We start from the raw sequence: 20,726 nt of genomic DNA on the forward strand, positions 1-20,726 counted from the left end.
CCCCAAAAATGACAGGAGGGATTGCCATGAAATGTCCGTACTGCGGCGCGATAGATTCCAAGGTGATCGATTCCCGCCCCACCGAAGACGGCGAAAAAATCCGTCGCCGCCGTGAATGCCTGAGCTGCAAAAAGCGCTTTACGACCTATGAGATCGTGGAGACGGTACCCCTGATGGTGGTCAAGAAAGACCACTCCCGGGAGGTCTTCGACCGCCAGAAACTGCTCAATGGCATGCTGCGTGCCTGCGAAAAACGGCCGGTGAGCTTCCAGCAACTGGATGCTGCGGTCAGCCGCATTGAACAGATGCTGCTGAACTCCTATGACCGGGAAGTTTCTTCCATTCATATCGGTGATTTGGCCATGGAGCAGCTCAAGCAGCTGGACGATGTGGCATATGTGCGGTTTGCTTCGGTTTATCGCCAGTTCAGTGATGTGAACACTTTTATGGAAGAACTGAAGGACATGCTGGACAATCGCTCCAAAATGAACGGGAACTGAGTTATAAATAAAGGAAAAGGCCTACCTGTTGAAGGTGGGCCTTTTCCTTTTGTGGTAGACTGATATTTTCTCTTTCGATGGGCAGACTGAAAACAGGAAGGGGGAGTATCATAATGCCGCAACAAGGGGAAGATAAACTGGCCTGGGACCTGCAGAGCAACAAAGCGTTTCTGCAGACCCGCTTTGGAAACTCTCTGGATTATTACAGCAAGGATCTGAAGATGGGATGCGTATCTTGCTGCATCACGCTTTTTACCGGGCTATCCTCCCCGGAAAAACTGACGGTCATGGCATTGTCTATTTTGGAGCAGGAGAAAAAGACTTTCCGTCATGGTGCCCAATTATGCCGATATCTTCTGACACAGAGTCGAATTCCAACTGAAAGTACACCCGTCACCACAAAAACCGCGTTGGTGGAACGGTTGGCCAATGGACTGGCGGTGCTTCTGATTGATGGGTGCCCCTGTGCTGTCGCCCTCTCCACCCAGGAGATGCCGCAGCGGTCGGTATCGAATCCGGGGGGCGAGGGAAATATGCACGGCCCTCAGGAAGCATTTACAGAACTTCTGCGCAATAATGTATCTCTGCTGCGGCGGCAATTTAGAACCGATACCTTTGTGGCGGAACTTCATATTGCCCACACGCATGCAAAAACGGAATATTGTTTGTGCTATGATAAACAACGCGCTCCGGCAGACACTGTGCGGGCGCTGCGCCGCCGATTGGAGCAAGTGGAACTGCCGGTTCTTCTGGATTCTTCTTATTTTGCCTCATTCATTAAACAGGATAAACTGAATTTGTTTCCTGCCGCGGCATATACCGAACGTCCTGCAACCGCCTGTGCCCGGATCTGCGAAGGAAAAGTGGCGGTTCTGGTTTCCGGCAGCCCGTTTGCCATGATTGTTCCAAGTTTTTTCAGTGAACATTTTGAATCTCTGGATGACTATTCTTCCGGTGCTGTTTTTGCCGGCATGATCCGGTTGCTGAAGTATATTGCGTTTTTGCTGTCGGTGTTTGGCCCGGGCTTGTATGTAATGGCACTTACCTATGCGCCTGAGATCATTCCCGTCAGGCTGTTGGCCACATTGGCACAGGCAGAAGCACAAACGCCCTTATCTCCTATGCTGGAAATGCTGGCCGTAACGCTGTTGCTGGAAATTGTGAGGGAAGCCGGACTGCGCGCGCCCAAAGCGATATCCCATACAGTCAGCCTGGTGGGGGCGCTGATCATTGGTGAAACGGCGGTCAGCGCAGGCATTGTCAGCATTCCGGTCCTGACGATGGCGGCTGCTGCCACGGTGGCCACATTGGCGGTGCCGTCTCTGTATGAGCAAAGTATTTTGTTTCGTTTTGCGGTGATCCTGCTCACGGGAATTTTTGGGGTTCCCGGATTTGCCTGCAGCGCGTTGCTGATTTTGGCCATGGCCTGCGGAAGCGATCCGTTTGGCTATGACTATCTCTATCCGCTGATGCCGCCGTGCAAGGCTACCGTCCGGGATGGATTTGTGCGCACAATCTGGACATCGTTGGCCCGTTCCAAAGGGGAGGGGAGATTATGAAAAGAGAGGCTCCCAACCTGTTTTCAGCATTGCTGCTGGGGTTATTCGGCAATATATTGTTGTCTTCGCAGGTAGGATACTGGGTACGGCCCGGAATATTGCTCCTGCCGGTCAGTGTTGCTGCGTTGGCGGCAGTCTCACTGGCATTTGCCTGGGGATGGCGCAGAGTGGGGGAAAACCCACTGATCCGATGGACGCTGCTTGGTTTGCTGGCATTGAGCTCTGCCATTGAAATACTGCGTCTGTGGCGCCTATTTGAATCGATTTACCCGGATGGAATGAGTATGTTCGGGATTTGTCTGATGATTGTTGTACCGGTTATCTATCTTCGCAGGGTATCTTCCATCGCACAGACAGCCAATGTGGTGCTGGCTGTACTGTTGGTCGCCAGCGTCTTTATGGTGGCATCTATTGCTTCCCAGCTTCGTCTGTCCAATTTACAGTTTGTTCCGTTATCTATGGAACAGGCCAATATTACGTTGAGAGCACAGATTATTTTGTATCCGGAGTTTCTGCTTGCGGCTCTTTGGCCGGATTCCGCAAGGTTTGGCAGAAATACTTTGCTGCGCTTGGCGGGAGGGGGAGTGGCGTTTTCGGTGGGAGTACATCTCTTGCTGGAACTGTTTTTTGGCGCCGATGTCCCTTTTCAGGAAAATCCGCTGCATACCGCTGCACAAAGCGGTTCGTTTTCTATCTTCAATCGTCTGGAATGGCTGCAGCTGATTCTTTGGATGATGGTGGTGACCATCAAACTGGCATTGTATTTATATGCGGGTGTGCATCTGATGGGAGGCTATGCCTGTAAAAGCGAAAACAATGCTGTGGGCCTGGATCGCTTTCCGGTCTACTTCGCTCTCATGCTTTTTCTTTGTGCACTTTGGCGGTCAGCCGATTTGGAAGTGCTGATGGATATACGCAATATTTTATTGGTGTTATATGTCGTGCTGATTGTGGCAGGAGGTGGCTTGCAGTGGCTTTTGGCAAAAAAATCAGAGCCTGCCTGACAGCAGGTATGCTTGCGGGAGGCTTGCTTTTGAGCGGCTGCACAGCGGCTCCGCTGCTTTCACAGAGAGAAATCGTGCGTGCTGCGTTTTTTCAGCAGCAGGGAGCCCGAAGCGCGGTTTTTCTGCTGTTGGCTGACAGTGCACAAAATGCGGAAGGGCAGCAGCCGGCATACAAGGTGGTAACTGGCCACGGAGACAACCCGGAACAGGCTTTGGAAAAGGCCGAAAACAGTCTGGAAGGACAGGTATTTTATGGATTGCTGGATCTGGCGACTTTCCCGACCCAGTATAACTGGCAGAATGTGGTTGACACAGCCAGACTTTTGTATGACAAAACCAAGCCGGCCCCCCAGATGATCCTGTTCCTGATGGACGAGATGCCGGAACAGCAACTTGTGAAGAACGCCGGTGATTTGTATGAAGAAATGGAGAAGGCGCAAGTGCGCTATGATCTGAAAAATGGCCTTCAGACAGTGTTCTCCGAGAAAAATGAATGTGCCCTGCCGGTATGGCAGGGCACGGAATATGGCTTTTCGTTTCTGCAGAAAGATAAAGAACCCTTAATGGTCAAGGAAGCAATAGCAGCGCAGCTGGCAGCCGTTCTGTCCGAACAGTCCGACAGACTGGAATGCCTGTTTGATCAGGAAAGTGCTGCTCTGCAAACGCAGACTTATGTTCAGTATTGTGCTGATCAAGTAGGCCAAAATGAATTGCGCCTGACCCTTATTGATCCGGAAATAAGGGATATAAGCGGGGAAGGCCGGGAACCGGTCCAGCTGCAGCAGCTGCTCTGTAATGAACTGCAGCAAGTTTTTGCTGATTTTACAAGGAACCTGTATACTGACCAATTTGATCCGTTTCGGACCGGCATATGGGTCGCGGCGCAAAGCGGAAGCCAGAAACCGGTTCCGCAGCCCAGCCTGATGATCCATTTGGAACCGTGATTTTCATTCAGCAGAAGTCAGGGTGGTGGGACGATCCAGATATACCACGCGGTTGTCTGCAATGAAAGTCTGAAAGTTATAGAGAATCAGAACCTGGTCGTATCCTTCAGACTCGATGGTGGAGTCCAGACCATAGGAGAAATTGCGAAGATCAACCACGCCGATTTTGGCGTAGTTTTCTGTTAAAAATGGCACAAAACAGTTGGCATAGCTGTCCTTGACCACCAGGATACTGCCTTCTCCGTTGCCTTCAATAACAGAGTAACCATTGTTGCCGTCCAGGAAGGCGGCGTACTTATCCCGGGTCTGGAATTTTTCGGTATTGACCATGGTTTCGGTCTTTCGCGCACTGTATTGGGTTTCGCCGGTGATATCATAGATAGTCATAGGATTGTCCAGCGGATAATAGGTGATCACATCCGGCTGTACATCCCATCGACGGGCTGCGGAATAGTGGGTCCCGTAGAAATCCGGGATACTGACAGATTCACGGGCGGCAGTATCAAAAGGAGTCAATCCCTTCAGCTGACAGAACTGCTGATATGCCAGATAGGCGCCTTGCGTTGTCCAGTGGTGATCGGTTTTATAGTAAAGGTATTCATCCTTTTCCCGGGTGAACACATCCCGCAGATCGAGCACATCAGCGCTGGAGGATACTTGGGAAAAAATATCATCCAGCATGGCATTTTCGTCCACCATGGGCGCACCCACAGGCAGCTTTTCTGGATAGATGACGCTGGCCGAAGGGGCCAGAAGAAACGTAACTTTACCGGGATGGCGGGAAGCAAAATTGGTTACGGCATCCAGATTTTTGCTCAGCTGCTTCTGCGTATCCGGTGATACGTCAAACAACTTTGTGAACATCCAGCCGTCTTTTCCCAACAGGATGTTGCTCTCTTCCACTTTGCCGAAAGCAAGATTGTTAAAGGCGCTTTCCAGATCAATCCATGTATCGCGGAAGGCGACCTGATCCTGCATGTAGGTGGAAAAATCCTGAAGAAAATCTCCATTCAGCAGGGTTTTGATACTGAAGGACGGCAACTGTGCCAGCTTTCGATTTTCCAGATCAGACATGTCCCGTTTTGGCCAGAAGAAGTTCAGAACTGAAAAACCGACAAGCAAGAAAAGAAACAATGCCAGAACAGCGCCGGGGCGTGCACCTGTTTCACGTCCGGCTTTTCGATGAATATAGCGGGCCATAGCAGGTCACACCTCCTTTAGAAATCAGCGTAGAGGGCCGTCGAGCCAGTGGCGGCGACCACATAAGCGGTGCACAGAATGGCGACAGCGGCAAAAATCAAAAGACGAAGAGGCAGGACCTTTTTGGTCTTGTCCCAAATCCAAGAAGGCAACGGTGTGGAACACAAGCAGCACACCACCAGCAGCACGCCATAATTACGAAGGTAATACAGTGCCGAAATGCCGCCCTGAGGGACAAACAGCCTGTTCAAAAGCAGACCCAGCGGCGCGCCGGCGGCATTGGCTGTAAAGATACCCCAACCAAGTACCACAAAGAACAGGGTATAAATGTGTGGCCAGATGCGGCCTTTTTTGAGATATTTGAGCAGGAAGTTCTTCTCAATGACCAGGAGCACGAAATAGTACAGACCCCAGCAGATGAAGTTCCAGTTGGCGCCATGCCAAAGACCGGTCAAGGCCCAGACAACCAGCATGTTCAGAATCTGACGGCCGGGACCGCGGCGATTCCCGCCCAGAGGAATGTAAATATAATCCCGGAAAAACTGGGAAAGGGTAATGTGCCAGCGGCGCCAGAACTCGGTAATGCTGGCGGAAATATAGGGCAGATTGAAGTTGGCAGGGCACTCAAATCCCATCATCAGGCTCAGACCGTTGCTCATCTCAGAGAAACCGGCAAAGTCAAAATACAGCTGCAATGAGTAGGCAAGGATCCCCAGCCAGACCAGAGGGGTAGAGGCATTGGCAAGGCCGATGCCGTCGGAGGTAGAGATGATATCCTGCCACAGTGCGGCGATGGAATCGGCTAAAATCACTTTTTTGGCCAGACCGAACACGAACATCACAGCCCCGGCCTCTGCCTGTCGGATTGTGCAGCGTCCTTTTACCTTATGTAAGGCCGGCGCCATATCACGGTAACGAACAATAGGACCAACAATCAGCTGCGGATACAGGATCACATAAGTGGCAAAGGTGATTGGGTTTCGCTCGGCTTCGACCTGACGGGTGTAAACATCCGCCACATAGCTGATGAGCTTGAAGGAGTAATAGCTGATTCCCAGGGGAAGCACATCCAGAAACGTCAGAGAAGACAGGCCGGCACCGGAAATCTGGTTGATCGTGTCAATCAAAAAATTGGTGTACTTGAAAAATACCATGGAGGCTGCACTGATTACCACCGCAAGCAGCAGCACGGCACGACGTACAGACGCTTTGCTGGCATTCTGCATCAAAAGACCGGCTATGTAGTTGACAATGATAAGGACTGCAATCAGAGGTAACCAGGTAATGCCGGTCCAGCAATAAAAGAGAATACTTTCCAAAAGCAGGACGGCATTTTTGGCGCGTCCGGGCACCAGGTAATACAGACCCAGGGCCAACGGCATAAAACAAAACAGGAACACCACACTGTTGAATGACAAGAGGGCTTCCTCCTTCCTTCTTCCTTAACCAAAACCAAAAAAGTACGGCAGGCCATAGCCCCGGATGCATACAGGCTGTCTGCCGTGAGCAGAGACAGCGGGCATGCACGGAACAGCGGCCTGCCGTTTTCATTGCTTCAGATCACCCGGATCAGGCAAGCGCGCTGTCAATGGCAGCGTCGATGTCGGCATAATCCGGACCATTGATTGCGGCGATCACAATGACAACAAAATCACCGTTCACGACAATACGGGCGTCCTGGGCCTTGGCTACCTTGTCAGCAAATTCTGCGTACAGGTTGCTGCTGGCAGATTCCTTGTAGGCTTCCAGTTCGGCCTTAACCGCATCGGCACAGCCGCTCTTTGCCTGGACGGCCAGAACCAAAGCACAGTCAGCCTGATCATTGGTAACGTCACCCTTGAAGCCAAGAATATTGTCCATCGTCAGGCCAATCTCGTTTTCCAGAGAAAAATCATCCAATGCGCGGGCATTGGGGACCGCATTGACAGCCTCAATGGTGGAAACGATGGAATCCAGTTTGGCGGTGTCAGCTTCCGCAGTTTCGCCGCTTTCCTGTGCCGCAGAATCGGTTTCGGTCGTTGCAGCCTCGGAAGAGGAAGAAGTGGTATCTGCGGTGCTGGAAGAAGAGCCGGTGCAGGCAGCCAGCAGACTGGTCATCAGCACAGCGGCACACAGAACAGCAATCAGTTTTTTCATGGTAGTTCTCCTTTTGTGATGCTCCCTATTTATAAGGGTAGTATGGCACATGATAGCGCGGTTTTATTCCCGCATGCACAGTATATCGCTTTGGCGCGGTTATACGTTAATAGGATACACCATCCACGGTTTTTTTTCAAGGGGCGCAAAAGAACAAACAACGTTGCTCTTTGTAAAATTTTGCTGTATCGCACGGCTTACAAACAGGGTTGACAAATGCCCCCCTTTCGCCGTACACTAACCTTGAATTGAAGATAAGGATTGTTACGATGCAAAGCCAAAAAGTCAAGACCATCGCGCGGCTGGGCATGCTCTTTGCCCTGGCCATGGCACTTTCGTTTTTTGAATCTGTGATTACGCCGCTTCTTGGGTTAATGCCAGCCATGAAACTGGGCTTGGCCAATATTGTGGTCATGTATGCACTGGTATTTATGAAGCGACGGCAGGCGCTGGCACTGGTGCTGCTGAAAGCAGGATTTTCTCTGTTTGTAAGGGGAGCAACGGCGGGCCTTTTATCTCTGTGCGGAGGAATGCTTTCCTGGGCTATTATGTGCCTGCTGCTCAGCCTGCCCACACCGGTGACGGGATATATTTTTTCTGTTTGCGGGGCCTTGGCACATAATATAGGGCAATTGCTGGGGGCGGCGACGGTGCTCGGCAGCGCAATGGCGTTGGGGTATGCGCCAATTTTGCTGGCAGTCGGGTTGGCGGTTGGAAGTTTGACCTGGTGGGTGGCACGCGGAGTGTTTCCCGCACTCAAGCGTTTGTACCCCAAGGAAGGGAAAGGTATAGATAAAATAATATTTTAAGATTTTGTCTTAAAATTTACGAGTATCTATTGACATTGATTTTTTTGTATGCTATCATATAGGCAAGACACAAGACTGTGTCTTAAAAATGATTCGAGCAATGATTCGGAGGTAATAAACATGGCTAAGTATGTTTGCACTGTGTGCGGCTATATCGCGGAAGGCTCCATCCCGGAATTCTGCCCGGTCTGCAAGGCTCCCGCTTCCAAGTTCATCGAGAAGAAGGATAACACCTACGTTACCGAGCATGTTGTCGGTATCGCCAAGGACGCTCCGGAAGAGATCATCCAGGGCCTGCGCGAAAACTTCAATGGCGAGTGCAGCGAAGTCGGCATGTACCTGGCTATGAGCCGCGTGGCTGACCGTGAAGGCTATCCCGAGATCGCCGAAGCCTGGAAGCGTTATGCTTTCGAAGAGGCTGAGCACGCTTCCAAGTTTGCCGAACTGCTGGGCGAAGTGCTGACCGACAGCACCCAGAAGAACCTGCAGATGCGTGTTGACGCTGAGTGCGGTGCCTGCGCCGGCAAGATGGACCTGGCCAAGAAGGCCAAGGAGCTGAACCTGGATGCCATCCATGATACCGTTCATGAAATGGCCAAGGACGAGGCCCGTCACGGCCGCGGCATGCAGGGCCTGCTGGATCGTTACTTCAAGTAATCCGGCGCAGATCCTGATATAATCACATAGAAGCCCCGGGAGAGTTATACGCTCTTCCGGGGCTTTTGCATGATGCGCTATCTATGGTTGACAAAGCTGTGAAGGCAACGATATAATAAATATGTTATCGGCGATGTCGGAAAAGTTTCGGCACCGCCAGTTTTTTCGCCCGGCTGTTCTCCGGGTGCAGATAAAGGAGAAAACTATGCCATATCGTCTGATCCGTCAGGAAGGGGCGGCCCGTCGCGGTGAGTTCAAGACCGTACACGGCACCGTCCAGACCCCCGCATTCATGAACGTTGCCACGGCAGGCGCCATCAAAGGCGGGCTGTCTGCATTTGACCTCAAGGAGATTCGTGCGCAGGTCATGCTGTGTAATACGTATCATCTGCATCTCCGTCCGGGTGACCAGTTGGTTGCCGATATGGGGGGATTGCATCGCTTTACCCGGTGGGACGGACCTATTCTGACGGACAGCGGCGGATTTCAGGTTTTCAGTCTGGCGAAACTGCGCCACATCACGGAGGAAGGCGTAACTTTCAATTCGCATCTGGACGGCCACAAGATTTTTATGGGGCCGGAGGAGAGCATGCAGATTCAGGCCAATCTGGGTTCCACCATCGCCATGGCCTTTGACGAGTGTGTGGAAAATCCCGCGGAACATGACTATGCGGCGGCCAGCTGCGCTCGTACGGCCCGGTGGCTTCTGCGCTGCAAAAAGGAAATGGCACGCCTGAAGCATGAAGGCAAAGCTGTGAATCCGGACCAGCTTCTGTTTGGCATCAACCAGGGATGTACATACAAGGACCTTCGAGTGGAACACATGAAGCAGATTGCCGAGTATGACCTGGACGGTTATGCCATCGGAGGTCTGGCAGTGGGTGAACCGGCAGAGGTCATGTATGATGTGATTTCTGCGGTGGAACCCTATGCTCCAAAGGATAAAATTCGTTATCTGATGGGGGTCGGAACACCGGGCAATATCATTGAGGCCGTATATCGTGGGGTGGACCTGTTTGACTGTGTCATGCCCAGCCGTAATGCACGTCACGGGCATCTGTTCACCTGGAACGGTATTATCAATATCAAGAATCTGAAATATGAGCGGGACGAAAGCCCGATTGATCCGGAATGTGACTGCCCTGTATGCCGCAACTTCAGCCGCGCGTATATTCGTCATCTGCAGAAGGCGGACGAGATGCTGGGAATGCGTCTGGCCGTGATGCACAATCTGTATTTCTACAATCATCTGATGGAACGCATCCGGGAAGAACTGGATGCCGGTACCTTCCAGCAGTTCCATGATAAATATGTCAAACTTCTCGATACAAGAATTTGATAAAACACTTGCGTAACCGTGTTAAATTCGGTATAATCTTCTTATGTCTTAATAATTCAGCAGTATAAGGAGCCATTGCATATGATTCAGTTTTTGGAGCAGACTGCCGGCACCGGCAATATTCTTCTGACCATGGTCCTGCCCATGGTTCTGGTGATTGGGTTCATGTATCTGATCATTTACGTTCCCCAGAAGCGTCAGGACAAGAAGGATGCTGCCATGCGCAACTCCATTGAAATCGGTGACGAAGTGACCACTATCGGCGGTGTTGTGGGCCGTGTGGCAGCCATTAAGGATGACACCTTTGTTCTGGAGACCACCAGCGACCGTGTTAAGATTCGGTTCCGCCGTTCCGCGATCTCTTCTGTGGAGAAGCTGGATATGGGTACGGCCAAGGACGAAACCAAAAAGGATGCGGCCAAGAAGTAATCCGACCTAAACAAGATCACATAAGCGAACGCCTCTTTGCATACCGTTTAGTGCAAGGAGGCGTTTTTCTATGTATAAAAGCAAACTCAAAAAAGGATCTCCCGGCCGCAGGCGAATTCGTCCCACTGTGCGGGGCAGCAGCCCGCAGCGAAAGTTGTGTCTGGCGGTCATTCGCGGCTTTTTAGCCGGAGCCGGCACGGTGACGCTGATGCTCTGTGCATTGTCTGTGGTGTTTGCCAACACAAATCTTCCGCTGAGCTGGATTGGTCCCGCGGCATGTGTGGCAGCCGCGTGCGGCAGCTTTGTTTCGGGGCTGGTCCTCAGTCACGGTGTGGAGCGTTTTCGGTTGCTTTCCGGTCTGGCTTGTGGTGTGTTCTATTGTCTTTGTGCAATCGGCGCCGGACTGCTGTCGGCGCGGATGCCGACAGCAGATGGCAGAAATCTTTCGCTGATGGCGGTATTGATGCTGGGGGCTGTGGCCGGCAGTGCGGCGGGGGCCTTGCGTAAGGGCGGCAGTCATACGGAGAGGGCACGCTGATGCGCACCGCCAGAACAACCGTACCGGGGATATCCCAGATTCCCGTTGCGGATATTTGGAAAAAAGGACGTCCGATTGCGGGTCATGGAAAAGCGGATCATACCCGACCGCGGGATGGGAATTCCACCTGGAAAATAACTGCGCTCTTTGGTCTTTTGTTTTTTGCCGGATACATGGTAGGAATCCTGAAAGGCAGGTCGGAAGAATCGAATTTTGGAAAACTGCTGGCTGCGTATTATATGGAGGCAAAAAATTTCTCTCTTTTCACGCCGCTGTTTTGGAATGAATTCGGCAGCGCCTTTTTGCAGGCTGTTCTTGTTCTGGCTTGTGGATTCAGTGCATTGGGGAGCGGATTTCTCTGCCTGTACTTTGCTGCCCGTGGCGCGGTGTGGGGGCTCTGTGCATCCAGCGTTTTTATGCAAGGAGGCACAAGGGCCCTGGTAATCCACTGGCTGTTAACCTGTCTGCCGGATTTGAGTGTTTTTTTGGTCATGCTGTGGCTGGCAATGCAGGCGCACCTATGCGCATCTGGAATACTGCGCGGACTGACAGGAAGTTCTCAGCTGCGGCTAACAGCACAGCTGCGTAAACTCCTGATCAGATTTTTTACGGCAGTTGCGTTGTGTGCCGGATTCTGCATGCTGGGTGCGGCATCAGGAGTTCTCTTCGCCGGCGTCCTTATCTGATACATTTTCCTGCTGAGGTTTGAATTTGTGAGAGGAGAGGGGAGAAGCCGCGACGGCATCCCTAAGCTGCTGCTGATTGATATGCGTATAGATCTGTGTGGTAGAGACATTTTCGTGCCCCAGGATTTCTTTCAATGCCAGCATGTCAACGCCGCCCTGATACATGAGTGTGGCGGCGGTATGCCGCAGCTTATGCGGAGAATATCCGCGGCCGGACAAACCGGCACTTTGCAGGCACCGTTCCACGATCTGCTGTACCCGGCGTGCAGTCAGGCGTTTGCCGGTTCGCTTGGATACAAAAAGAGCGTTGGAATCTGTCAGATGGGGTAAAGCTGCCCGTGCTGGAAGATAGTGAGCCAGAGCATCCTGGCAAGCAGTGTTCAGATATACCAATCGCTCTTTACCGCCTTTGCCGGTGATCCGGATGGTTCCATCCTTGAAATCGCTCAGATTGATGGTGATCAATTCTGCCAGACGCATACCGCAGTTGAGGAACAAAGTAAGGATGCAGAAGTCTCGCTCATAAAAGTCGCTTTGTATATTATTTAACAATTCGATGCTTTCTTCTGCAGAAAGATACTTGGGCAAAGCTTTTTTGGGCGTACCAAGACTGATGTTGGCAGTAGGATCATCATGGATGAGATTCACCTGATTACACAAATATCCAAAGAATCCGCGCAGAGCCGAAAGCTTGCGGGCACGGGCCTTGGGACCATTTTCATTGGTGCGCGTATAATCCAGATAGTTCAGAATGTCCCGTTTCTGAACTTTTCTGATTTGTTCGATGGTGATGTGGGTCAGATCAATCTTGGCGGGATCCGTTTCCAGCGTTTTCTGACTGTACAGGGACCATATGACCATCATATACCGAAAGAATCCTCGCAGATCGAGATAATAGCCGTTGACTGTACGCGGTGAACGCAGCTTGACGAAGTCGAGATAATGAAGATATTCGATCACAGTATCAGGGATATCCAGATAAGGTGCATGGCGTTCAGGATGTGCGACATCAATGTAAGTGCTCATGGGAAAAATACCTCTCTTACGTATAGGTATGGTTAAAGCCGGATGCAAGGAAAATGACTTACAGACCGGCAGCTGCAAAGGCGGAAAAGATAAAAACCACTCCCCTATATTTCGCTAAACTTACATTTAGCGAAATGCTAGGTTGCGCTTTTACTATACCACAACTTTTCCCCGCCTGTCAAAAGTAAGTTGTACCAAGGATACCAAAAACACATCCAAAAACATGAACATGTTGTGCCCGGACCACGACGATCAAAGCCAAGGTGGTCCGGGCACTTTTTGTTTAGTTTATCGGTTGATGGATAAAGCCATGCGGTGATACGTATGGCGTTCTCCACGGATGGCGATGGAATACGCCAGGATATTTTGTGGCAATGCCATCCCGGGTACACCGGTGTCACCAATATGGTGCAGGTCGGCACCGGCCATTTTGCACCAAAGAGCAATCTGCCGTATGGTACCGGGATCGGCTCCCTCCTGGGAGGTTCCGATAGCTGTCATCAACAGTGCACCCCTTTTGTGCACATATCCGGCCAGATCATGGACGGCTTCCACGGTGATTCCCGGTACGGTGCCGGGAGCGGGAACCAACACAATATCAGCTCCGGCATCAATAAATTCCTTGGCATCGTCCTGGGTCATGACAGATGCGCCGCTTTGAGAAAGAATGCCTGCTCCATGCATTTTCCCTGCGGCCAGAATCACTCTATCCCCTGCTGCGGCTTTTATTTTGCGCAGGGCATCCACAATGGCTGCATTGGCAACACCATTGCCGGGATTGCCGGTCAACAAAATCATATCCACACCCATGTCAGCGGCTCTGACGGCGTTTTCAGCTGTAGCAAGCCGTCCGTCTGACATTTGCCATAGTGTTCCGTCGTTGGAAGCGGCCAACCGCGGATCTACCGGCTCCAAATTGATGCCGATGACGCGGCCTGTCAGGCGTTTCAATTCTCGAATGGTGTTTTCCGGCAAAACTTTTGGCAGCGCCTGGATCACTGGTTTTTGAACATCAAACATGTTCAGCAACAGCACATCGGCTCCCAAAGCGGCAGCGTATTCGGCGTTGGTTACGTCATTCAGCAACGGCTGCGTGATCCCGATTGTCTCGCTGACCATAACACGTCCTTCACATCCGGCCATGGATTCCAGCAGCTCTTTTTTTCCAAAAGAAACCAGATCACTGGCTGTACAGTCCAGCAGACGTTTGGCCATCTCAGTCGTCCTCCTCGTCCAGATTGATCCGTCCCTTGCCGCGAACATAGAAAGGCTCACTGTCACGCATTCCCTGCTGGCCAAGCGGGGTTTCGGAGGTGGTGATATTCAGATTGATCTTTTTGGCGATGTTTTCGGGAGAAGACATAAAGGGACGTGCCGTATTGGCGATAGCGGCAAAAAGCTTGTCATCCTTTCCGGCATCAAGAACAAGCAGATAATACCGGTCTGTATCGTTGACAAGCATCATCTGCAGATAGGCTGCCGCAACGCCGGGTTGCTGTGCAAACAGTTCACACAAAGGATCCAGCAATGCATCCGGGTAGACAGTAGGCTCGACGATGGTGATCTTGTCTCCCGGCTTTACCTGTGCAGGACGCAGACCGGCTTTGACGCGTTCCACAGCCGCGTCATGCTGCTGCTTGATGGAGGCAACCATCTTGGACTCGAACCGCAGATTATCCCCAAAAGGATCCACAACAAATCCGGCCACATTATCGTTCTGCTGCAGCATCCGGGCATAGTCATCAAAGCGCAGTGCCATGACCTGGGTGGCTCCATTCTGATGCCATTTGCGCAGTTCTTCCTCGTTGGTAAAAGCAGGAAAGAAAGAGCGGCCATCCGTTGCCTTCAGGAGAGAAAACGTAACACGGGTATCCTTCGGCAGCTGAACACGGCCATTGGCGTCAGGTTTGGGAATATCTCCATTAATCTCCACTTTGGCCGGAGCAAGAAAGATAGCCCGGGTCAGCTGGTTGATGACGGCATTGAGATTCTGGGGATTGTTTTCCTGACGCAGCTTTTTGGCCGCAGCATTCAGTTCAGGATTGGATACCGGCTGTTTGGTCACCGGGTTCAGGATATGTCCGGCGGGCTGCTTGGGCGCGGCGGGATGATTGCTTTTTTTCATGCTAGTCTCCTTTTTATTTATATAAATACGGTCCGTCATTTTCAGTCTTTCAGTTTGATGGCATTTACGGCCTCTCGCAGGTATGAAACTCCAATCAGATGAAGCCCGGGGAATTCACGCTGGTCCAGCATTTTCATGTTGTGTTTGGGAATGATGGCGGTATCAAATCCAACCCGCTGCGCTTCCCGCAAGCGAGTTTCCAGATGTGGCACGCTGCGGACTTCCCCACCCAGGCCAACTTCCCCGATGGCAAGGGTCTTTTCCGCAATGGGCAAATCCAGCAAGCTAGACACCATCGCCAAACAGGCCGGCAGATCACAGGCTGTTTCATCCAACCGAAGGCCGCCTACCACATTGAGATATACATCCTGATTCCCGAAGAAATGGCCGGTGCGCTTTTCCAGCACAGCCAGCAAAAGATACATGCGATTGTAGTCAAAACCACTGGCGGTACGCCGAGGACTGGGAAAAGATGTCTTGGTTACAAGAGCCTGCAGTTCGCCCAATACAGGGCGGGTCCCTTCCATGACACAGGCAACGCAGGTGCCACTGATTCCCAACGGACGCCCTTCCAGCATGACCTGAGACGGGTTTTCAATTTGTTCCAGTCCACGGCCGGTCATGTCAAACATGCCGATCTCGTTGGTGGAACCGTAGCGGTTCTTGACGGCACGCAGAACGCGGTATGGCAGAGTTTTGTCCCCCTCAAAATACAGGACGGTGTCCACAATATGTTCCATGACCTTGGGGCCGGCAATCGCACCGTCCTTGTTCACATGGCCCACAATAAAGGTGGGAATCTCATACGTCTTGGCTACGTTCAGAAACCGGGCGGTGCTCTCCTTCACCTGAGAAACAGTGCCGGAGGACGAAGCGATGTCGGTGCATCTCATGGTCTGAATGGAGTCGATAACGACCAGGTCTGGTTTCATCTGTTCGATCAGCCCACAGATTTCATCCACATCGCTTTCTGCAACCAGAGAAATATTGTCCTGAGGAACATTCAGCCGCACCGCGCGCAGTTTGATCTGACGGACCGATTCTTCGCCGGTCACATACAGTACAGAACGGGTACGGGATACCTCTCCGCAGAGCTGCAGGAGAATGGTGGATTTGCCGATCCCTGGTTCGCCGCCAATGAGGGTTACACTGCCGATGACAATACCGCCGCCGAGCACCCGGTCCAGTTCACCGATGCCGGTGATGATGCGGCTTTTTTCCTCGGTGGTGCTGACGCCGCTCAGTTTAAGAGGCGTCAGGCTCGTCTGACCGGGTGTGCGCACTGCGGCGGTTTTTCCGGAAGCGGTTTTGGCCGGCTCGGCCACCACATCCTCGGTCATGGTATTCCAGGCCCCGCAGGAAGGGCAGCGTCCTAACCATCGCGGACTGGTTTCTCCGCATTGGGTGCAGACATAAATGGTTTTCAGTTTGTCTTTCGGCATGCTTTGCCCTCCCCTATTATATCCCGTTTATTATAGCCCAAAATGAGAAAGGGAGCAAGGGGCACGGGATGTGCGGTACCATAAAGCGGGCTCTGCTATTTCTGCGCAGCAAAATGATACGCTTCCTTTATCCAGGACATCAGCTCTTCATCAATGTCTTCCGGTCGGGTAATCATAAGGTGATGTGTCCAGCGTCCCGGATAGGCTTCAACAGCAGCCTCAATGCGGGACGAATCCAACTTATGAGCCAGCCCAAAGGTCACAACAATATAGACAGGTGGGCGCTGACTGGCCTTGCGGACTTTGAGAAACGAAATGCAGGCGAACACGTGGCGGTTGGAATAAGTGATCTGTGTCTTTTGGACCCGCACAGTGAATGGACCTACAGACTGCAACAAGCGGCTCTCAAAAGCTTCAAACAGAGATAAAGCTGCAGGATTTTGATCGAAGAAGAACAAAGTGTCGGCATTTGGCACGGTGACCGTCTCCTTTTCTTGTTTTAGATAAAAAGCCGTTCCGCAAATTTACGGAACGGCTTTGGTCTCATGCATAGACTGTACGTCGCAGGTTGGTCACAGCATCACTTTATGGTATACTTTTTTACCCTTCTTAATCACAACACCGCTTTTCAGGGACTCGGCTGTCAGCGCTGTGGCAGGGTCAGTGACCTTCTCGCCATCCAGCAGGACACCTCCCTGCTGGACCAGCTGACGGGCCTCCCGGTTGGAAGAGCACAGTCCGGCGGCCACCATGGCAGCCAGCAGGCCCACTTTTCCATCCTTGACAAGGGCAGCGTCCAGAACGGTGGAAGGCATGTGCTCCTGGTCTGCAGCACCGCTGAACAGACCACGGGCAGTCTCCTGCGCCTTCGTGGCCTCTTCTTCACCATGCACCATCTTGGTCAGCTCAAAGGCCAGAATCTCCTTGGCCTTGTTCAGCTGCTCGCCCTGCCAGTGGTCCATCTCGTCGATCTGCTCCAAAGGCAGGAAGGTAAGCATACGGATGCACTTGAGAACGTCGGCATCGCCCACGTTGCGCCAGTACTGGTAGAACTCGAAGGGGCTGGTTTTGTTCGGGTCAAGCCAGACGGCATTGCCGGCGGTCTTACCCATCTTCTTGCCCTGGGAGTCGGTCAGCAGCGTAATGGTCATGGCGTAGGCATCCTTGCCCAGCTTGCGGCGGATGAGCTCGGTGCCTCCCAGCATGTTGGACCACTGATCATCGCCGCCGAACTGCATGTTGCAGCCGTAGTGCTGGAACAGATGATAGAAGTCGTAACTCTGCATGATCATGTAATTGAATTCCAGGAAGGACAGACCCTTTTCCATGCGCTGCTTGTAGCATTCGGCACGGAGCATGTTGTTCACGCTGAAGCAGGCGCCCACTTCACGCAGCAGTTCCACGTAATTCAGGTTCAGCAGCCACTCTGCGTTGTTCAACATCAGGGCCTTGCCTTCGCCGAACTCGATAAAGCGCTCCATCTGCCGCTTGAAGCAGTCAGCGTTGTGGGCAATGTCTTCCATGGTCAGCATCTTCCGCATGTCGGTACGGCCGGAGGGGTCTCCGATCATGGTGGTACCGCCGCCGATCAGGGCAATGGGCTTGTTGCCCGCCATCTGCAGGCGCTTCATTAGGGTCAGGGCCATGAAGTGGCCGGCAGTCAAACTGTCGGCAGTGCAGTCAAAGCCGATGTAGAAGGTGGCCTTGCCGTTGTTGATGAGGTCGCGGATCTCGTCCTCATCCGTGACCTGCGCAATCAGGCCACGGGCTTTCAGTTCCTCATAGATGGTCATGAATCAAAAACCTCCTGTTTTGTGCGGCAAGAGCGCAAAATAAAAAACGCCCCTGCCAAATGTGAATTTGGCAGAGGGCGATAAATACGCGGTACCACCTCTGTTCACCCGCTCCTCACGGCTGCGGGCCTTCGCGGGTGCGGAACAGCAAAGTGTGACTGAACGACACCCCAAACGCTGTAACGTGCGCACACGGCACAGCCTACTGCCACTGGTGGTGGGTTCAGCCTGCTGCTCCGGGATGTATTCCCCGCCGGTCCTGTCAGCTTCTTGCACCAACCGAAGCTTCTCTGGCACAGTACATGGCGGGTACTGGTTCCCATCAACACATTTGAACAAGATTTACCCTACCACAAGCGGGAGCAAAAGTCAAGTCTGTGTTCAATGAGAGCGCTCAATCAGCTCCCGCGCACTGGCCAGACTCAGCTCCGAAACCTTATCCCCGGAAATCATATTGGCCAGCACACGGACTCGGCCATCCATATCCAGCGTATGAATTTCGGTAAACGTACGGCCATCCCGCACGTTTTTCTGAATCAGCAGCTGGTTATCCGCAAAAGCGGCAACTTGTGGTGTATGGGTGATACACAATACCTGATGTCCGGCCGCGGTCTGATGAAGAAGCTGACCGATACGTCCCGCTGCCAGCCCGGAAACACCGGTGTCAATTTCATCGTAGATGACAGTGGGCAGTGCATCCCGGTCCGCCAGTGCACTCTTAAAGGCAAGCATAATGCGGGAAAGTTCGCCGCCCGAGGCAATCTTGGCCATGGGTTTGGGCTCCTCCCCCGGGTTGGTGGAGATCAGAAATTCCACCTGATCCTGCCCATGGGAAGAAAGCGGACCCTTGGCATGGCGTAGGGCAAAACGGATACCGGGCATATTCAAAAATTCCAAAGCCTGCTTCATCTGGAGATTCATGGCCGTGAACCCTTTCAGGCGGCTTTGGGTCAGGGCTTCCGCGGCTTCCCTGGCCCGACGATATAAAGTTTGGGTCTGAGCCTTATACTCTGCAATTTTTTCGTCGGAGGTCTGGATGGTCTCCAGCTCCTGCTCGTCGGCCTCGCACCGTGCCAGCAGGTCTTCCACTTCCAGACCGTAGCGTTTTTTCAGCCGGTAGATGGTATCCAGACGGCTTTCGATCTGGTCCAGCTCCCCGGCATCAAAGTCATAGGCATCCAGCTTGTCTGCCAGGTCGGTAGCAAGCTCCCGAGCACCATAATACAACTCACTGAGTCGCTCCGCCAAAGGTGCCAGACTTTCATCCAGACGGGCGCTTTGCTGCAGGCCTCCCACGGCCTCCCCCAAAAGATCGGCCGCGCCCACGCTCTCATCGGAATCATCTCCGGAGAGCGCCGCATGGGCACCACTCAGGCCTTCCAGAATGCTTTGAGAGTGAGTGATGATGGTGCGGCGCTCCTCCAAAGACTTCTCTTCTCCCACGGAAAGGCTGGCGGCACGGATCTCCTCAATTTCTGCGCTGAGCTGTTCCATGCGCTGCTGCTTGCTGGCCTCCCCGGCCTGCAGGGAATCCAGCTGACGCTTGACTTCTACCAGTTTGCGGTACAGGGTATAGTAAGACTCAAACAGGTCCCGATTGTGGGCATACAGATCCAGCAATCCCAGATGAGTGGCCGGGTTGGTCAGGCTCTGGCTGTCATGCTGCCCATGGATGCTTAAAAGCCCCGCAGAAATATCGCGCACCACTGCGGCGGTAGCCGGCATGCCGTTGACCCGGCAGGAGCCTTTGCCATCGGCACTGATCTCACGATACAAAAGCAAATCGTCCGCATCCTCGTATCCGAACTTTTCCAGCTGTTTATGGACCGAAGCCGGAATCTGTTCAAAGGTTGCCCAGATGGCCGCTTTCTGAGCACCGCTGCGCACCAGTTCCCGGGAAGTACGATTGCCCAGGATGGCGTTAATGGAATCGATCAGGATGGATTTGCCGGCGCCAGTCTCGCCTGTCAGCACATTGAGGCCGGGAGTAAAGCGAACTTCGGCTTTTTCAATGACCGCCACATTTTCGATTTTCAGTTGTGCCAGCATATGTGGACACTCCCCTTTTGCTCAAGTACGGTGTGCGGTGTACTGCTGAAGCTGACGGCAGATATCGGCAGCGGCTTCTTCCGAACGCATCAGAATAAAGAAGGTATCATCCCCGGAAAGGGTTCCCACCACCTTATCCCAGGTGCGGGAATCAAAGACTTCACAGGCGGCGTTGGCCATGCCGGAAAAGCACTTGACCAGAACCATATGGCCGGCATAGTCCACACCAATGACCGATTCCCGGAAGATGGTTTCGAACCGGCTGGCAGAATGGGCTGTTTTGCCGTTCCCGGTGGCGGCCATGTAGCGATAGGTACCATCGCCGGAAGCGGTCTTGATGAGCCTCAACTCCCGGATATCCCGCGACACAGTGGCTTGTGTCACATCGAAACCTTCTTGGCGCAAATGTGCCAGGAGATCTTCCTGCCGGTCAATGGGATATTTTTCAATCAGATGCAAAATAGCCTGATGGCGTGCACTTTTCATAATA

The 20,726-nt window shown here is 52.6% G+C and carries 21 protein-coding genes and 1 other annotated feature; of the genes, 10 read left to right on the top strand and 11 right to left on the bottom strand.

The window, feature by feature from the left end:
- Positions 1-26: 26 nt before the first annotated feature.
- The 4 genes from nrdR to AC127K_RS14055 all read left to right on the top strand — a co-directional run bounded on the left by nrdR (position 27) and on the right by AC127K_RS14055 (position 4,007).
- Positions 27-500 (top strand): transcriptional regulator NrdR, encoded by a 474-nt coding sequence (nrdR, locus tag AC127K_RS14040; protein ID WP_483721033.1) that lies wholly within the window; start codon positions 27-29, stop codon positions 498-500.
- A gap of 113 nt (positions 501-613) precedes the next feature.
- On the top strand, positions 614-2,059 hold the full coding sequence (locus tag AC127K_RS14045) for a spore germination protein (RefSeq protein ID WP_294539899.1): 1,446 nt from the start codon (positions 614-616) through the stop codon (positions 2,057-2,059).
- Positions 2,056-3,063, top strand: coding sequence for a hypothetical protein (locus AC127K_RS14050; RefSeq protein WP_483721034.1), 1,008 nt, complete (start codon positions 2,056-2,058; stop codon positions 3,061-3,063). The genes AC127K_RS14045 and AC127K_RS14050 overlap by 4 nt, the downstream gene beginning before the upstream one ends.
- Positions 3,030-4,007 (top strand): hypothetical protein, encoded by a 978-nt coding sequence (locus AC127K_RS14055; RefSeq protein WP_483721035.1) that lies wholly within the window; start codon positions 3,030-3,032, stop codon positions 4,005-4,007. Before AC127K_RS14050 ends, AC127K_RS14055 begins: the two co-directional genes overlap by 34 nt.
- Before the next feature lie 3 nt (positions 4,008-4,010).
- On the opposite strand, the gene AC127K_RS14060 is transcribed toward AC127K_RS14055, so the two are convergent.
- The 3 genes from AC127K_RS14060 to AC127K_RS14070 form a co-directional block, all read right to left on the bottom strand.
- Positions 4,011-5,207, bottom strand: coding sequence for a DHHW family protein (locus AC127K_RS14060; protein WP_294539896.1), 1,197 nt, complete (start codon positions 5,205-5,207; stop codon positions 4,011-4,013).
- Between the two features lie 17 nt (positions 5,208-5,224).
- Positions 5,225-6,625 carry an MBOAT family O-acyltransferase gene (locus AC127K_RS14065; RefSeq protein WP_483721036.1) on the bottom strand — a complete coding sequence of 467 codons (1,401 nt, stop codon included), beginning with the start codon at positions 6,623-6,625 and terminating at the stop codon, positions 5,225-5,227.
- A 151-nt stretch (positions 6,626-6,776) separates the two neighbouring features.
- Positions 6,777-7,343 (bottom strand): DUF4358 domain-containing protein, encoded by a 567-nt coding sequence (locus tag AC127K_RS14070; protein ID WP_294539894.1) that lies wholly within the window; start codon positions 7,341-7,343, stop codon positions 6,777-6,779.
- 269 nt (positions 7,344-7,612) lie between these two features.
- Between AC127K_RS14070 and AC127K_RS14075 the strand changes: the two genes are divergently transcribed.
- The 6 genes from AC127K_RS14075 to AC127K_RS14100 all read left to right on the top strand — a co-directional run bounded on the left by AC127K_RS14075 (position 7,613) and on the right by AC127K_RS14100 (position 11,801).
- Positions 7,613-8,152, top strand: coding sequence for a Gx transporter family protein (locus AC127K_RS14075; RefSeq protein WP_483721037.1), 540 nt, complete (start codon positions 7,613-7,615; stop codon positions 8,150-8,152).
- Positions 8,153-8,272: 120 nt separating this feature from the next.
- Positions 8,273-8,809 carry an NADH peroxidase gene (locus AC127K_RS14080; protein WP_204647878.1) on the top strand — a complete coding sequence of 179 codons (537 nt, stop codon included), beginning with the start codon at positions 8,273-8,275 and terminating at the stop codon, positions 8,807-8,809.
- A gap of 205 nt (positions 8,810-9,014) precedes the next feature.
- On the top strand, positions 9,015-10,148 hold the full coding sequence (tgt, locus tag AC127K_RS14085; protein ID WP_294539892.1) for a tRNA guanosine(34) transglycosylase Tgt: 1,134 nt from the start codon (positions 9,015-9,017) through the stop codon (positions 10,146-10,148).
- Positions 10,149-10,229: 81 nt separating this feature from the next.
- Positions 10,230-10,577, top strand: coding sequence for a preprotein translocase subunit YajC (yajC, locus tag AC127K_RS14090; protein ID WP_483721038.1), 348 nt, complete (start codon positions 10,230-10,232; stop codon positions 10,575-10,577).
- A 70-nt stretch (positions 10,578-10,647) separates the two neighbouring features.
- Positions 10,648-11,115 carry a TIGR04086 family membrane protein gene (locus AC127K_RS14095; RefSeq protein WP_483721039.1) on the top strand — a complete coding sequence of 156 codons (468 nt, stop codon included), beginning with the start codon at positions 10,648-10,650 and terminating at the stop codon, positions 11,113-11,115.
- On the top strand, positions 11,115-11,801 hold the full coding sequence (locus AC127K_RS14100; protein ID WP_294539889.1) for a hypothetical protein: 687 nt from the start codon (positions 11,115-11,117) through the stop codon (positions 11,799-11,801). The genes AC127K_RS14095 and AC127K_RS14100 overlap by 1 nt, the downstream gene beginning before the upstream one ends.
- On the opposite strand, the gene AC127K_RS14105 is transcribed toward AC127K_RS14100, so the two are convergent.
- The 8 genes from AC127K_RS14105 to AC127K_RS14140 all read right to left on the bottom strand — a co-directional run bounded on the left by AC127K_RS14105 (position 11,769) and on the right by AC127K_RS14140 (position 20,722).
- The gene (locus AC127K_RS14105; protein ID WP_483721040.1) at positions 11,769-12,827 is read right to left on the bottom strand and encodes a tyrosine recombinase XerC; all 1,059 of its coding nucleotides are present in this window, start codon (positions 12,825-12,827) and stop codon (positions 11,769-11,771) included. The genes AC127K_RS14100 and AC127K_RS14105 overlap by 33 nt on opposite strands.
- A 288-nt stretch (positions 12,828-13,115) precedes the next feature.
- Positions 13,116-14,042, bottom strand: coding sequence for a DUF7916 family protein (locus AC127K_RS14110; protein WP_483721041.1), 927 nt, complete (start codon positions 14,040-14,042; stop codon positions 13,116-13,118).
- A gap of 1 nt (position 14,043) precedes the next feature.
- A complete protein-coding gene (locus tag AC127K_RS14115; RefSeq protein ID WP_483721042.1) occupies positions 14,044-14,952 on the bottom strand; it encodes an enhanced serine sensitivity protein SseB in 909 nt (302 codons plus the stop codon).
- Positions 14,953-14,993: 41 nt separating this feature from the next.
- Complete coding sequence (radA, locus tag AC127K_RS14120; protein ID WP_483721043.1) at positions 14,994-16,394, bottom strand: DNA repair protein RadA; 1,401 nt, start codon at positions 16,392-16,394, stop codon at positions 14,994-14,996.
- Between the two features lie 95 nt (positions 16,395-16,489).
- Positions 16,490-16,870, bottom strand: a complete 381-nt coding sequence (locus AC127K_RS14125; protein WP_294539883.1) for a DUF5655 domain-containing protein — start codon at positions 16,868-16,870, stop codon at positions 16,490-16,492.
- Positions 16,871-16,966: 96 nt separating this feature from the next.
- On the bottom strand, positions 16,967-18,187 hold the full coding sequence (tyrS, locus tag AC127K_RS14130) for a tyrosine--tRNA ligase (RefSeq protein ID WP_294539881.1): 1,221 nt from the start codon (positions 18,185-18,187) through the stop codon (positions 16,967-16,969).
- Positions 18,188-18,257: 70 nt separating this feature from the next.
- Positions 18,258-18,522: a binding site (T-box leader), on the bottom strand.
- A 46-nt stretch (positions 18,523-18,568) separates the two neighbouring features.
- Complete coding sequence (gene recN, locus AC127K_RS14135; protein ID WP_483721044.1) at positions 18,569-20,236, bottom strand: DNA repair protein RecN; 1,668 nt, start codon at positions 20,234-20,236, stop codon at positions 18,569-18,571.
- A 21-nt stretch (positions 20,237-20,257) separates the two neighbouring features.
- On the bottom strand, positions 20,258-20,722 hold the full coding sequence (locus tag AC127K_RS14140; protein ID WP_294539877.1) for an arginine repressor: 465 nt from the start codon (positions 20,720-20,722) through the stop codon (positions 20,258-20,260).
- Between the last annotated feature and the right edge of the window lie 4 nt (positions 20,723-20,726).

The organism is Subdoligranulum sp. DSM 23681, from assembly GCF_057005535.1.